9 protein-coding genes and 1 tRNA gene are annotated in these 13,359 nt (G+C 68.5%); 5 read left to right on the top strand and 5 right to left on the bottom strand.

Annotated elements, in window-relative coordinates; all coding sequences use genetic code 11:
• Positions 1-48 precede the first annotated feature (48 nt).
• On the top strand, positions 49-666 hold the full coding sequence (locus ACYVAN_RS07585) for a malonic semialdehyde reductase (RefSeq protein WP_460957119.1): 618 nt from the start codon (positions 49-51) through the stop codon (positions 664-666).
• A gap of 129 nt (positions 667-795) precedes the next feature.
• Here ACYVAN_RS07585 and ACYVAN_RS07590 read toward each other — a convergent pair whose 3' ends face one another.
• The 4 genes from ACYVAN_RS07590 to ACYVAN_RS07605 form a co-directional block, all read right to left on the bottom strand.
• Positions 796-1,761 carry a ribose-phosphate diphosphokinase gene (locus tag ACYVAN_RS07590; RefSeq protein WP_460957121.1) on the bottom strand — a complete coding sequence of 322 codons (966 nt, stop codon included), beginning with the start codon at positions 1,759-1,761 and terminating at the stop codon, positions 796-798.
• A gap of 37 nt (positions 1,762-1,798) precedes the next feature.
• Positions 1,799-3,346 carry a bifunctional UDP-N-acetylglucosamine diphosphorylase/glucosamine-1-phosphate N-acetyltransferase GlmU gene (glmU, locus tag ACYVAN_RS07595; protein WP_460957123.1) on the bottom strand — a complete coding sequence of 516 codons (1,548 nt, stop codon included), beginning with the start codon at positions 3,344-3,346 and terminating at the stop codon, positions 1,799-1,801.
• A 299-nt stretch (positions 3,347-3,645) separates the two neighbouring features.
• Positions 3,646-5,382 carry a GGDEF domain-containing protein gene (locus ACYVAN_RS07600; RefSeq protein ID WP_460957125.1) on the bottom strand — a complete coding sequence of 579 codons (1,737 nt, stop codon included), beginning with the start codon at positions 5,380-5,382 and terminating at the stop codon, positions 3,646-3,648.
• 85 nt (positions 5,383-5,467) lie between these two features.
• Positions 5,468-5,538: transfer RNA gene (locus tag ACYVAN_RS07605), tRNA-Gln, on the bottom strand.
• Between the two features lie 462 nt (positions 5,539-6,000).
• Between ACYVAN_RS07605 and ACYVAN_RS07610 the strand changes: the two genes are divergently transcribed.
• Both ACYVAN_RS07610 and ACYVAN_RS07615 read left to right on the top strand, forming a co-directional pair.
• A complete protein-coding gene (locus ACYVAN_RS07610) occupies positions 6,001-6,957 on the top strand; it encodes an acyl-CoA desaturase (RefSeq protein WP_460957127.1) in 957 nt (318 codons plus the stop codon).
• Between the two features lie 97 nt (positions 6,958-7,054).
• Positions 7,055-7,735, top strand: coding sequence for a TetR family transcriptional regulator (locus tag ACYVAN_RS07615; RefSeq protein ID WP_460957129.1), 681 nt, complete (start codon positions 7,055-7,057; stop codon positions 7,733-7,735).
• Between the two features lie 49 nt (positions 7,736-7,784).
• On the opposite strand, the gene ACYVAN_RS07620 is transcribed toward ACYVAN_RS07615, so the two are convergent.
• Positions 7,785-8,975, bottom strand: a complete 1,191-nt coding sequence (locus tag ACYVAN_RS07620) for a PQQ-dependent sugar dehydrogenase (RefSeq protein ID WP_460957794.1) — start codon at positions 8,973-8,975, stop codon at positions 7,785-7,787.
• 220 nt (positions 8,976-9,195) lie between these two features.
• On the opposite strand from ACYVAN_RS07620, the gene mfd reads away from it, so the two are divergent.
• Positions 9,196-12,807, top strand: a complete 3,612-nt coding sequence (mfd, locus tag ACYVAN_RS07625) for a transcription-repair coupling factor (RefSeq protein ID WP_460957131.1) — start codon at positions 9,196-9,198, stop codon at positions 12,805-12,807.
• Between the two features lie 186 nt (positions 12,808-12,993).
• Positions 12,994-13,143 (top strand): hypothetical protein, encoded by a 150-nt coding sequence (locus ACYVAN_RS07630; RefSeq protein WP_460957133.1) that lies wholly within the window; start codon positions 12,994-12,996, stop codon positions 13,141-13,143.
• Positions 13,144-13,359 lie beyond the last annotated feature (216 nt).

Genomic DNA, 13,359 nt, shown 5'->3' on the forward strand with positions numbered 1-13,359 from the left:
AGTACCGTTCGTGCCGGTGAACGACACCGGCATACCAGGAGTGGACGAATGACGACGACAGAACAGGCCGCCGCGGCGCTGCACCTGACCGAGGACGCGCAGAACCTGCTGTTCCGTGACGCGCGAACCGCGAACACCTTCAGCGACGAGCCGGTCACCGACGAGCAGGTGCAGGCCATCTACGACCTGGTCAAGTGGGCACCGACGTCGATGAACCAGCAACCGCTGCGGGTCGTCCTCGTGCGCTCCGAACAGGGCAAGCAGCGGCTGCTCCCGCACCTGATGGGAGGCAACCAGGACAAGACGGAGAAGGCTCCGCTGGTGGCGTTGCTCGTGGCCGACACGGACTTCCACGAGAAGCTGCCGGAGGTCTTTCCGATCAACCCGGACGCCAAACAGATGTTCGCGTGCAACGACGAGTTCCGGACGTCGAGCGCCAGGCTCAACGCCAGCCTGCAGGTCGGCTACTTCATCCTCGGCGTGCGCGCGGCCGGGCTCGCCGCGGGGCCGATGACCGGGTTCAACGCCCAGGGCATCAACGACGAGTTCTTCCCGGACGGCAAGCAGCAGGTGCTGGTGGCCGTCAACATCGGCAAGCCGGGCGCCGACGCCTGGCTCGAGCGGCTGCCGCGGCTGGACTACGACGAGGTCGTCACCACGGTCTGAGTGCGGCGCGAACCCGGAGTGCAGTGCGGACCCGGAGTGCGGCGCGGACCCGGATGCGACGAGGGCCCGGATGCGACGAGGGCCCCGATCCGGTCTGGATCGGGGCCCTCGTGCGTTTTCGGGGAGAGGTCAGCCGGCGAACAGGCTGGTGACCGAACCGTCCTCGAAGACCTGGTGGATCGCCTCGGCCAGCAGCGGGGCGATGGACAGGACCGTGAGCGTCTCGAACTGGTGGTCCTCCGGGATCGGCAGCGTGTTGGTCAGCACGACCTCCTTGGCGCCGCAGTTGGCCAGCCGCTCCACGGCCGGGCCGGAGAGCACCGCGTGCGTGGCCGCGATGATGACGCCCTTGGCACCGGCCTCCAGCAGCTGCTCGGTGGCCTTGGTGATCGTGCCGCCGGTGTCGATCATGTCGTCGACGAGGACGCACAGCCGACCCTCGACGTCACCCACGACACGGTTGGCCACCACCTGGTTGGGCTTCGTGGGGTCCCGCGTCTTGTGGATGAACGCCAGCGGCGTGCCGCCGAGGTCGTCCGCCCACTTCTCGGCGACCCGAACGCGGCCGGAGTCCGGCGAGACGACCGTGATCTTCTCGTTCTCGTAGGTGTCGCGCACGTAGTCGGCCAGGATCTTCTGGGCGAACAGGTGGTCGACCGGTCCGTCGAAGAAGCCCTGGATCTGGTCGGTGTGCAGATCCACCGTCATGATCCGGTCGGCACCCGCGGTCTTGAACAGGTCCGCCATCAGGCGCGCCGAGATCGGCTCACGACCCTTGTGCTTCTTGTCCTGCCGCGCGTACCCGTAGAACGGCAGAACCACGGTGATGCGCTTCGAGCTCGCCCGCTTGAGCGCGTCCACCATGATCAGCTGTTCCATGATGCCGTCGTTGAGCGGCTGGCAGTGCGACTGGATCACGAAGGCATCGCAGCCGCGCACCGACTCGTCGTAACGCACGAAGATCTCGCCGTTGGCGAACTGGTATGCGGCCTGCGGAGTGACCGTCACGTCGAGCTGCTTGGCCACCTCCTCGGCAAGTTCCGGGTGGCTGCTCCCGGAAAAGAGCTTGAGGCTCTTCTTCGGCGTTGCAGACATGGCGCTCACGGTCATCGTCCCTCCCCGTTGACGCCCGTCATGGGGTGTCACTCGTCGGATTGGTGGTTTCTCGTTCTGTTGCCGACCGCTGCTCGGTTAGCGCCCGTTGTGCGGCCTCGTCGGCGGCGGTGCCCGGGCGGCGCTTGGCCACCCAGCCTTCGATGTTGCGTTGCCTCCCGCGCGCGACCGCCATTGCGCCCGGGGGGACATCCTCTGTGACCACCGATCCGGCAGCCGTGTACGCGCCGTCTCCGACCTCGACCGGAGCGACGAACATGTTGTCCGCGCCGGTGCGAGTGTGCGAGCCGATCACGGTGTGGTGCTTGGCGATTCCGTCGTAGTTGACGAACACCGTCGCCGCGCCGATGTTGCTGTTCTCGCCGATCGTCGCGTCCCCGACGTAGGTCAGGTGCGGAACCTTGCTGTGGGAACCGATCTCGGTGTTCTTGACCTCGACGAACGTGCCGACCTTGGCTTCGGGGGCCAGGGTGGTCTTGGGCCGCAGGTACGCGAACGGTCCGACCGAGGCGTTCGCGCCCACGGCGGCCCGTTCGCCGTGGCTGCGCACTACGGAAGCTCCGGGCCCGACCTCGCATCCGGTCAGCGTCGTGTCCGGGCCGACCACGGCGCCCTCGCCGACGGTGGTGGCGCCGCGCAGCTGCACACCGGGCTCCAGCACCACGTCCTGGCCGAGCGAGACGTCGCAGTCCAGCCACACCGAGTTGGGATCGGTCACCGTGACGCCCGCGCGCATCCACCGCAGCAGCAGGCGGCGGTTGAGTTCGGCGCCCAGCTTGGCCAGCTGGACCCGGTCGTTGACGCCCTCGACCAGCCAGGTGTCGGAGCAGGCGAGAGCGCCCACCCCGCGTCCGTCGTCGCGGGCGATCGACAGCACGTCGGTCAGGTACAGCTCGCCCTGCGCGTTGTCGGTCGAGAGGCGGCTGAGCGCGTTGTCGAGGACTGCGGCATCGAAGGCGTACACACCCGAGTTGATTTCGGTGATCGCGGCCTGCTCGGGCGAGGCATCCTTCTGCTCGACGATTCCGGACACCCGCCCTTCGGCATCCCGGAGGAGCCGTCCGTAACCGGTCGGATCATCCACCACGGCGGACAGCACCGTGACCGCGTTCCCCGTGTCGCGGTGCTCGTCCAGCAGGGCTCGCAGTGTCTCGGCGTCCAGCAGCGGGACATCGCCGTAGCTGACGATCACCGTGCCCGTTCGCGGCTCGGCGATCCGCGAGAGCCCGCAGCTCACCGCGTGGCCGGTACCGAGCTGCTCCTCCTGCACGACCTTGCCGACCTCGCGATCGAGCGTCGCCGACAGCTCGTCGAGGTGATCGCCGACGGCATCGCGCCCATGTCCGACGACCACGACGAGGTCGTCCGGGTCGATGCCCGAGCAGGCCCGCACGGCGTGTTCGACCAGTGGTCTGCCCGCGATCCGGTGGAGCACTTTCGGAGTGGTCGATCGCATGCGGGTTCCCTCACCCGCGGCCAGCACGATGGTGCTGACGGCTTCCGACGGCAGCCCGGCGTTGCCGGACGTGCCACGGGAGGAGGGCTGGGCGTTCTCGCCCTCAGGCATCCGTGCTCTCCCTTGGTCTTGGGCAGTTCAACGGCTCACGGTGGCTTCCGGTCACGTTGCGCCGGCTCGCGCCTGAAACCCGCTTGTCGCGGCCAAGTGGGTGAAGGGTAACCGGGCCGAAACCCAACTCCGCCGGTGCCCCGGCGAGCTCGTTCGGCCCGAGTGATGATACCCGGCCGAGAGGGTTTCGCCCGCGGATGGCACCGCCTCTAGCTGCGAATACGCGATCTTTGGGAGGTTTCGGCGGTTCGTCCGGATGGCGTCCCGGGGCTGCCGACCGCGGACGGGTGGCGTGCGGATCAGCGGGCCTGCGGGGGGACCCACATCGTCGAGCTTTCGTCCGAGCTCTCGCGCGGGGGATTGCTCAGCAACGCGGCCACCCGGTTCCCGCCCTCGCGCTTTGCCTTGTACATCGCGGCATCGGCGCGAGCCAGGACCTGGCTGCCGGACTCCTGCGGGCGCATGGCCACCACGCCGACCGAGAGGGTGACGCCCCGGGAACGCGCACCCGGTAGATCGGCGACCATCTCGGCGGCACGATTCAGCGCGGCCTCGGCGTCGGCGAGCGTGGCGCCGGGGAGCAGGACGACGAATTCGTCGCCGCCGTAGCGGGCCACGAAGTCGTCGGTGCGCAGGGTCTCCCGCAGCGCGCCTGCCACCACGCGCAGGACGTCGTCGCCCTCCGCGTGCGAGCATCGATCGTTGACCTCCTTGAAGCCGTCGAGGTCGATCAGCGCCGCCGACAGCGGTTGCGACTCCTGCTGTCCCATCAGCCGGTCGAGCCGGTCGTCGAGGGCCCGCCGGTTGTGCAGGCCGGTGAGCGGATCCTGCAGGGCTTGCTGGGTGATCGCGTCGTGCTTGTTGGTCAGCCGCGCGTGTTCCAGCCGGGTGATCAATGTGGAGAGACGTGCCTCGCGCATCGTCCACAGTTCGGTTTCGAGGCCGAGTGCGTAGTCATGCAGCGCTTCGTTCGACGCGTCGCTGTCCAGCTCGGCCAACTGGGCGTACTCGCGCACCAACGAGATCCGCAGCGTCGGCTCGGACGTGTCACGCGCCAGAGCGCGGCGGGTTTTGCCCAGCATCCGCACGGCCTCGTCGTCGCGGCTCGCCGCGGTCAGGCAGCGCGACAGCGCGATCGACACGATGATCTTCTCGCGGGGATGGATCGCCCGGTCCAGCGACCTCAGCAGCTCAAGGCGATCGATGTGCTCGACGTGCGGCTGCGCCAGCGCGTGCGCGGCACCCAGCACCGGCATCTGGTCGCACGCGGGCCGATCCGGCAGTCGCGGGAACAGCGACTCCCGCCACGGCCCCTCGACGGCGACCGCTATGGCCGATGCGGTGGCGAATCGTTCGGTGGCGATGTCCTCCTGTCCGACTCGTTCCAGTCGGAGTCCCCAGCCGAGCAGCATCCGGCACCGGTTGATCAGGTGCACCGCGATCTCGTGCGGACCGCCGCTCTCCCGGATGCGCTGGTGGGCTCGGGCCATGACCTCGTCGGCCATCTCGTACACGCCGAGCTGGGTGAGCACCGAGCCGATGTCGCTGAGCGCGGTGGCCAGCAGTCGTTCCCAGGAGCGGCGACCCAGTGCCGCGTCGGGGACGAGCTCGTGGTCCAGCATCGCCAGCGCCTCGGCGACCTCGCTGAGTGCGTCGTCCTCGTTGCCGCCGAGCAGGGCCCGCCTGCCTCGGAGAGCGCGCGCGTCGGCTTCGAGTACGCCGAGGCCGTGGCGCTTGGTGTGCGCGAGCAGTTCGTCGAGGAGTGGATCGGCGGTTTCGGCGAATCCCGGCGTCGACAGCCGCATGGAGGAGCAGTGGCGCAGCAGCTGCCCCACGATGCGGGGTTCGCCGCGCCGTTGTGCTTCGGCGAGTAGGTGGTCGCCCTTGCGGATCGTGGTGCGTTGCCCGAGGGCGTCGCCGTGCTGGCCGACAGCGTTCAGTTCGCGTGCGCGTCCTACCAACCACGCGTCGGAGACATCGTTCAGCGTGGTCGCCGCTTCATCGCGAACGTCCGTCGTGTCCTCGCGCAGCGGCACACACCCCCTGTCAACGTCTCCCGCCGGTCTGTTGCGGTTTTCGTGCGGGGCGCGATTCACCACAGCGCTCCTGGAAGACCGGGCGCTCCGCCGCCAGGACTCGAACCTGGACCATCAGAACCAAAATCTGAGGTGCTGCCTTTACACCACGGCGGATCGGGCGTTGCCGGTCGCGGACACCAGCGGCACAGATCCGAAGCCTACCGGCAGTGCTTCGGTGCCGTCGCTGCCCAGCAGACATGGTGGCATGTGCGTCCAGACAGGTTGACCGCGGCCACGCCCAAGGTGCCTTGATCGCGGATTCACGAGGGTACGGCCTTCGGCTCGCGATCTGTCGAACACCTGGGCGGTATCGGTTCGGGTCGCGTTCTCCCCGCTCGGCCCCGTCTGGTTCGAGCGCAGAACGGCTCGAGCCTCGGACACGCCCGGGTTGCAGCGACACGCGGTCCTGTCGCTTGTTGGGGGTGACGATTTGGACACGGCCAACCTACGCTACCGTAGGTTACGGTGCCGTAGGGTTGAGGTGACCTCCTGCGGACCGGGTGTCATAGTCAACCCGCGTCCGTGTCCCCGGATGGACGCCCTCCCACCTCCCGAACCCCATTAGAGGTAGTGAGCATGACCGCAACAATCGAGACAGACGAAAAGCAACGATCCGGACCGAAACCGCTGACGTCCGGGCCCCAAACGCCCGGCCACGAGTCGCTGGTCTACATCTTTCTGCTCGTCCCGTTGGCCGCACTGCTCACCGCTGTCCCGTTCGCCTGGGGCTGGGGAATCGGTGCGCTCGACATCATTCTGGCCGTCGTCTTCTGGGGCATCAGCGGCCTCGGCGTGACCGTGGGTTTCCACCGGTACTTCACGCACGGCTCGTTCAAGGCGAACCGCCCGCTCAAGATCGCGATGGCGATCGCGGGCATGTTCTCGGTGCAGGGATCGGTCATCACCTGGGTCGCCGACCACCGCAGGCACCACGCGTTCTCCGACCGCGAGGGCGACCCGCATTCCCCGTGGCTGTACGGCACCGGCCCCACCGCCCTGGCCAAGGGCTTCTGGCACTCGCACATGGGCTGGCTGTTCGGCCGCGACCTGACCAACGAGGACCGGTTCGCTCCCGACCTCCTCAAGGACCGCGACATCGTCCGCGTGGACAAGCTGTTCGCGCTGTGGACCGCGCTGAGCTTCCTGCTGCCCGCTCTGATCGGTGGTTTGATCACCATGTCCTGGTGGGGCGCGTTCACCGCGTTCTTCTGGGCGGGGCTCGTGCGGGTCTCGTTCCTGCACCACATCACCTGGTCGGTCAACTCGATCTGCCACATGATCGGTGAGCGCCCGTTCAAGAGCCGGGACAAGGCCGCGAACTTCTGGCCGCTGGCGATCGTGTCGTTCGGCGAGTCCTGGCACAACTCCCACCACGCCGACCCCACCTGCGCCCGGCACGGCGTCCTGCGCGGTCAGCTGGACATCTCGGCCCGAACGATCTGGATGTTCGAAAAGCTCGGCTGGGCGTGGAAGGTGCGCTGGCCGAACGAGCAGCGCCTCGCCCGCATCGCGGTCACCGACCACAAGTCCTGAACAGCAGACGTACCGGCCCCGCCAGAGCTCTCGGCGGGGCCGGTACGTCGTGGGGACGTACCCGTCCGCCACGGATCCGACGTCTAGGGTGGTCGAGGTGGCAGTACGGCGACGGGCGCGAAAAGTGAACGACGGTGTGGGGAAGCGCGGTGGGTCCGCCCGCTCGGCCCGAGTGCGGATGACGGGCAAAGAACGCCGCGAACAACTCCTCGACGTCGCCAGGGCACTCTTCGCCGAAAAAGGTTTCGAGGCGGCGTCGATCGAGGAGATCGCCCACCGAGCGGGCGTGTCCAAACCAGTCGTCTACGAGCACTTCGGCGGCAAGGAAGGCATCTACGCCGTGGTCGTCGACCGGGAGATGCACGCGCTGCTGGATTCGATCGTCTCCGCGCTCTCCGCAGGCCACCCGCGTGAACTGCTGGAACAAGCGGCGAACGCATTGTTGGGCTACATCGACAACTCCACCGACGGGTTCCGGATACTGGTTCGCGACTCGCCGGTGGTCAGCGCGACCGGGCATTTCTCCAGCCTGCTCAACGACATAGCCAGCCAGGTGGAACACATCCTGGGCCTGCAGTTCAGCGCCAAGGGATACGACCCGGAGCTCGCTCCCCTCTACAGCCAGGCGCTGGTGGGAATGGTCGCGTTGACCGGCCAGTGGTGGCTGGAGGTGCGCAAGCCCAAGAAGGAGGACGTGGCCGCCCACCTGGTCAACCTCGCGTGGAACGGCCTGTCCAACCTCGAGCACAAGCCGACGCTGCTGCGCCCGCCGGACTGAACTCCCGCCCGCCCGCTGCCTGCGTGACGCCAACGGCTCAGGCGACGGCTCAGGTGTTGGTGACGCGCAGGACGCGGTCGCCCGAACCGTTGGACGTGGTCACGTACAGCGCTCCGTCCGGGCCCTGCCTGGCCGCGCGGAGCCGGCCGTACTCGCCGTCGAGCTCGCGAGGTACCGACACGTTCAGAGTGGTCGTCCCGTCCGGACCCAGCTCGAAGAGCATGAGTTTGCTGCCCTTGAGGGCCGTGACCGCGAGCAGTCCCTCGAAGCGGCCCCACCGCGAACCGGTGAGGAAGGTCGCTGCGCACACCGCCTCGGTGGAATCCCCGGAAGACCACGTCGCGGGGACGGCTCCCGGGAAGCGCCGCAGGTCGGTCATCGGCACCGACTCGTCGTAGGATCCGCTCGCGCCACCCCGCGAGGGATCCCAACCGTAGTTGCCGCCCGGCCGCAACAGGTTGATCTCGTCGTCGACGTCCGGGCCGTGCTCGGCGATCAACACCTGCCCGCCCGGGCGCGGCGCCACGCCTTGCGGATTGCGGTGTCCGTAGGTCCAGATCAACCGCTCGTTCGGTTCCGGGCTGGCGAGGAAGGGGTTTCCCGGCACGGGCGCACCGGTGTCCGGATCGATCCGCAGGACCTTGCCGCCCAGCGACGCGCGGTCCTGGGCCACCGGTGGACGCGCGGTGTCACCTGTGCTGACCAGCATGCTGCCGTCCTCGGCCAGCGCGAGCCGGCATCCCGAGTGCCTGCCGCTGCTGTTGATGGGCAGGCCGGTCAACAGTGGTCCGAGGCGCTCGGCGCTGGCACCGTCCTCGGACAACCGCCAGTTGACGAGCCTGATGTCCGTGGTGCCCCCGCGCTGATGCGTCTGGCAGCTGACGAAGCGCCGGTTCTCGGCGAAGTCGGGATGCACGAGCAGCCCCATCAGACCGCCCTCGCCCACGCTGCGCACATCGCCGAGGTCGGCATCGACCGGTCGGGCGGTGGCGCCCGGCCGGGTGCCGGTCAGCAGGGTGAACCGTCCGGAGCGCTCGGTCACCAGTGCCTGCCCGCCGGGTAGGAACCCGATCGCCCAGGGGTGTTCGAGCCCGCCGGCGACCACCTCCGCGTTCAGCGTCGATCCGGCGGGTGGGGGCGGTGTCCGGTCCGGGGAACCTCCGCCGGGGCCGGTGCCGGGGCCGGGACCACCACATCCCACGAGCAGGGCGAGCATGGCGAACACGATCGGTGGGCGCATGAACACGCTCGGAGTCTCGCATTCCGCTACCCGAAGTGCCCGAATTCGGGCCGCCAAGAGGGACGCGGAGCCGAGTCGTACGCTGGAGGTGACTCCCGATGCCGGATGGGTCGAGCCGTCTTGGACGTGACAGCAAGGGAACCTTTCTTCCACATGTGACAGGAAGGTTCCCTTGCTCCGGAGTCTGCCCGTCTGCGATCTCTCGGTGTGAGGTACTTCCATGCCCCAGGTCGGTCCCCTGCGCGGACTGCTCGAAACCCTGTTCCGGGACTCCGCGATCCGGCAAGCCGTCGAATCCGCGGATCATCCCCACCTCGTGCTGGAAGGAGCTGTCGCGGCACGCCCGCTCATCGCGGCCGCACTGGCCGCCGAGCCAGCGGACGCAGGCGGTGGGGCCGGACGCCCCGTACTCCTGGTCACGGCCACCGGCCGCGAAGCGGAGGAGACGGCCGCGGCGGTCTCCGGCCTGATCGGCCCCGCCGGCGTCGAGGTGCTGCCGTCCTGGGAGACGCTGCCGCACGAACGGCTCTCGCCGCGTGCCGACACCGTCGGTCGCAGGCTCGCGGTGTTGCGCAGGTTGGCGCACCCGGAAGAGCACGACCAAGGACCCGCCCGGGTGTTGATCACCACGGTGCGGAGCCTGATCCAGCCGATCGCACCCGGCCTGGGCGAGCTGCGACCCGTCCAACTCGCGGTGGGCACCGAACACGACTTCGAGGACGTGGTGCAGCGGCTCGCGGGCCTCGCCTACAACCGCGTCGACATGGTCGAGAAGCGTGGTGAGTTCGCCGTGCGCGGCGGCATCATCGACGTGTTCCCGCCGACCGAGGAGCACCCGCTGCGGCTGGAGTTCTGGGGCGACGAGGTGTCCGGGATCCGCCCGTTCGCCGTCGCCGACCAGCGGTCGCTGCCGGAAGCCGAAGATGTCGACCTGTACGCCCCGGCCTGCCGGGAGCTCCTGATCACCGAGCGGGTGCAGGAGCGCGCCGCCAAGCTCGCCGAACAGCACGAAGCGGATGCCCACCTCTCGGAGATGCTCGGCAAGATCGCGGGTGGGGCACCGGTCGAAGGCATGGAGGCGTTGATCCCCGCACTCTGCGACGGGGAGATGCAACTGCTGACCGACCTCGTGCCCGCGAACACGCACGTGGTGCTCGCCGACCCGGAGAAGGTCCGGGCACGGGCCGCCGACCTGGTCCGCACCGGGCAGGAGTTCCTCGAAGCGTCCTGGATGGTCGCCGCCGACGGGGGTAAGGCGCCCATCGACCTCGGCGCCTCCGCCTACCGCGGTCTGGCCGAGATCGCCGAACACACCCGTGAGCGGGGGCTGCCCTGGTGGCTGCTGACCCAGCTCAGCAGCGAGGCGGGAGAGGAAGACGACTCCGTCGTGCGACTCGGGTTCAAACCGGTCGAGGCGTACCGGGGTGAACTGGAGCGTGCGTACGGGGATCTGCGCGCTCACACCGCATCGGGTGGCGCCGCCGTGCTCGTGGTGCCCGGAGCGGGCACGGCGCAGCGGGCGGTGCAGCAGCTCCGCGAAGGCGACCTCCCGGTCCGGCTCGCCGAGGACGGCCTGGACAGCGCGCCGGATTCCGGCGTGGTGACGGTCGTGCGCGGCGGCATGGAGGACGGTTTCGCCGCCCCCGAGGTGGGGCTCGTCGTGCTCACCGAGACCGACATCACCGGTGGTCGCGGCGGAACCTCCACGAAGGACATGCGGCGGATGCCGTCCAGGCGGCGCAACGCCGTCGATCCGCTCGCGTTGCGCCCGGGCGACTTCGTGGTGCACGAGCAGCACGGCGTCGGCAAGTACGTCGAGATGGTGCAGCGCACCGTCGGAGGTGCGACCCGCGAGTACCTGCTGCTCGAATACGCCTCCAGCAAGCGGGGACAACCCGGTGACCGCCTGTTCGTGCCGACCGACCAGCTCGACGAGGTTTCCCGTTACGTCGGTGGCGAACTGCCGACGCTGAACAAGCTCGGTGGGTCCGACTGGAAGAACACCAAGGCCAAGGCGCGCAAGGCGGTCAAGGAGATCGCTTCCGAGCTGGTGCAGCTCTACGCCGCCCGCCAGTCCGCGCCGGGACACTCGTTCGATCCGGACACGCCCTGGCAACGCGAACTCGAGGACGCCTTTCCGTACACCGAGACCGTCGACCAGATGGAGGCGATCGAGGAGGTGAAGGTCGACATGCGGAACTCGGTCCCGATGGACCGGGTCATCTGCGGTGATGTCGGCTACGGCAAGACCGAGATCGCGGTGCGGGCGGCCTTCAAGGCCGTGCAGGGCGGCAAGCAGGTCGCGGTGCTCGTGCCCACGACGCTGCTCGCGCAGCAGCACCTGAACACGTTCACCGACCGGATGCGGTCGTTCCCGGTGAAGATCCGCGGCCTGTCGCGGTTCACCGACCCGAAGGAGTCGGAGGAGACCGTGCGGGGTCTGGCCGAAGGCGAGGTCGACATCGTCATCGGCACGCACCGGTTGCTGCAGACCGGTGTCCGCTACAAGGACCTCGGGCTGGTGATCGTCGACGAGGAGCAGCGATTCGGCGTCGAGCACAAGGAGCACATCAAGGCGCTGCGCACCCACGTCGACGTGCTGACGATGTCGGCGACACCGATTCCGCGCACCCTGGAGATGAGCATGGCGGGCATCCGCGAGATGTCCACCATCCTGACCCCGCCCGAGGAACGCCATCCCGTGCTGACCTACGTCGGCGCCTACGACGAGAAGCAGGTCGCCGCCGCGATCCGCCGCGAGCTGCTCCGGGACGGTCAGGTCTTCTTCGTGCACAACCGGGTGCAGACCATCGAGAAGGCGGCCCGGCACCTGCGGGAGATCGTGCCCGAAGCGCGGGTGGTCACCGCGCACGGTCAGATGAACGAGGATCGCCTGGAGAAGGTCATCCAGGGGTATTGGGAAGGCGAGCACGACGTGCTCGTATGCACCACCATCATCGAGACCGGGCTGGACATCTCGAATGCCAACACGTTGATCGTGGAGCGTTCCGACATGATGGGGCTGTCGCAGCTGCACCAGCTGCGCGGTCGGGTTGGGCGCGGGCGGGAGCGCGGGTACGCGTACTTCCTTTACCCGGGAGAGAACCCGCTGACCGACACCGCGCACGACCGCCTCGCGACCATCGCGCAGAACACCGAACTCGGCTCCGGCATGGCGGTCGCCATGAAGGACCTGGAGATTCGCGGCGCGGGCAACATCCTCGGTGCCGAGCAGTCCGGGCACATCGCGGGGGTGGGCTTCGACCTCTACATGCGACTGGTCGGCGAGGCGGTGCAGGCTTTCCGGGAGCACGCCGGTGCCGAACCGGGCGAAGCGGACGAGGAACTCGCCGAGGTCCGGGTCGACCTGCCCATCGACGCCCACATCCCGCACGACTACGTGCCCGGTGAGCGGCTGCGGCTGGAGGCGTACCGCAAGATCGCGGCAGCTGCGGACACCGCGGCGCTGGATGCGGTGCGAACCGAGCTCGACGACCGGTACGGCCGGGTTCCGGAGCCGGTGGAGCGGCTGTTGAAGGTGGCCGCGTTCCGCCAGACCTGCCGGGCGCACGGTGTCACCGAGGTGACGTTGCAGGGTTCTTCGTTGCGCATGGCGCCGATGGAGCTGGCGGATTCGAAGCAGATGCGGTTGAAGCGCTTGCACCCGAAGGCGGTCTACAAGCCCGCGGTTCGCACAATCTCGGTACCGCGGCCGACGGAAGGTGCCGCAGGGGGCCGGATCGGCGCACCGCCACTGCGGGATGAGGCGTTGCTCGAATGGTGCACCACCCTGCTCGAATCTCTCTCGGACAAACCCGCGGCGGTGGGCTGAACGCCGTCGTCCGCTTCGCGGACACCTTCCTCGCGGTCGAATCCTCGACAGGTCGACCGATCTGCCCTCTCAGCGACCCGGATGGTGGTTCCCTCGGTGTGTCGCCGCCGAGACGGCAGGATGCTTGTCCACAGTGAAGGTGGCTGTCCGTCGGAACGGCCACCTTGCTGATCCACTGGTGTTCGGATGGGTACGGCTCCCCGGTCAACCCGTGGTGGCGGCCCCTTCGAGGTGGTCGCCCCTGAGGTGGTCGTTCCGGGGTCGGACCCGATCGGACTGATCACCTGCGGTTCGGCTGATCACCTGCGTTCGGCTGATCACCTGTGGTTCGGCTGATGGCCTGACGTTCGGGAGGGGACGAACTCGCCGGGCTCGCCCATTCGTGTGGGGACATGTGCGGTCGTACAACCTCGCGAACCCACGGACGTCTCCCGAATGCGGGATTCGTGTTTTTGGCGAGTTTCGTCCGAGGGACGTGGCACCCTTCGTGGACGAGAAGAGGGGAATCGGTGTGGATGATCCATCGCGCCCGGGACGCGGGCGGCAGGGGAG

The sequence above is a fragment of the Parasphingorhabdus pacifica genome, assembly GCF_054779195.1.

Excerpts from the sequence above, each read along its gene's own strand:
- ACYVAN_RS07585 (WP_460957119.1), top strand. The coding sequence starts at position 49 with ATGACGACGACAGAACAGGCCGCCGCGGCGCTGCACCTGACCGAGGAC.
- ACYVAN_RS07590 (WP_460957121.1), bottom strand. The coding sequence starts at position 1,761 with ATGTCTGCAACGCCGAAGAAGAGCCTCAAGCTCTTTTCCGGGAGCAGC.
- glmU (WP_460957123.1), bottom strand. The coding sequence starts at position 3,346 with ATGCCTGAGGGCGAGAACGCCCAGCCCTCCTCCCGTGGCACGTCCGGC.
- ACYVAN_RS07610 (WP_460957127.1), top strand. The coding sequence starts at position 6,001 with ATGACCGCAACAATCGAGACAGACGAAAAGCAACGATCCGGACCGAAA.
- ACYVAN_RS07620 (WP_460957794.1), bottom strand. The coding sequence starts at position 8,975 with ATGCGCCCACCGATCGTGTTCGCCATGCTCGCCCTGCTCGTGGGATGT.
- mfd (WP_460957131.1), top strand. The coding sequence starts at position 9,196 with ATGCCCCAGGTCGGTCCCCTGCGCGGACTGCTCGAAACCCTGTTCCGG.
- ACYVAN_RS07630 (WP_460957133.1), top strand. The coding sequence starts at position 12,994 with ATGGGTACGGCTCCCCGGTCAACCCGTGGTGGCGGCCCCTTCGAGGTG.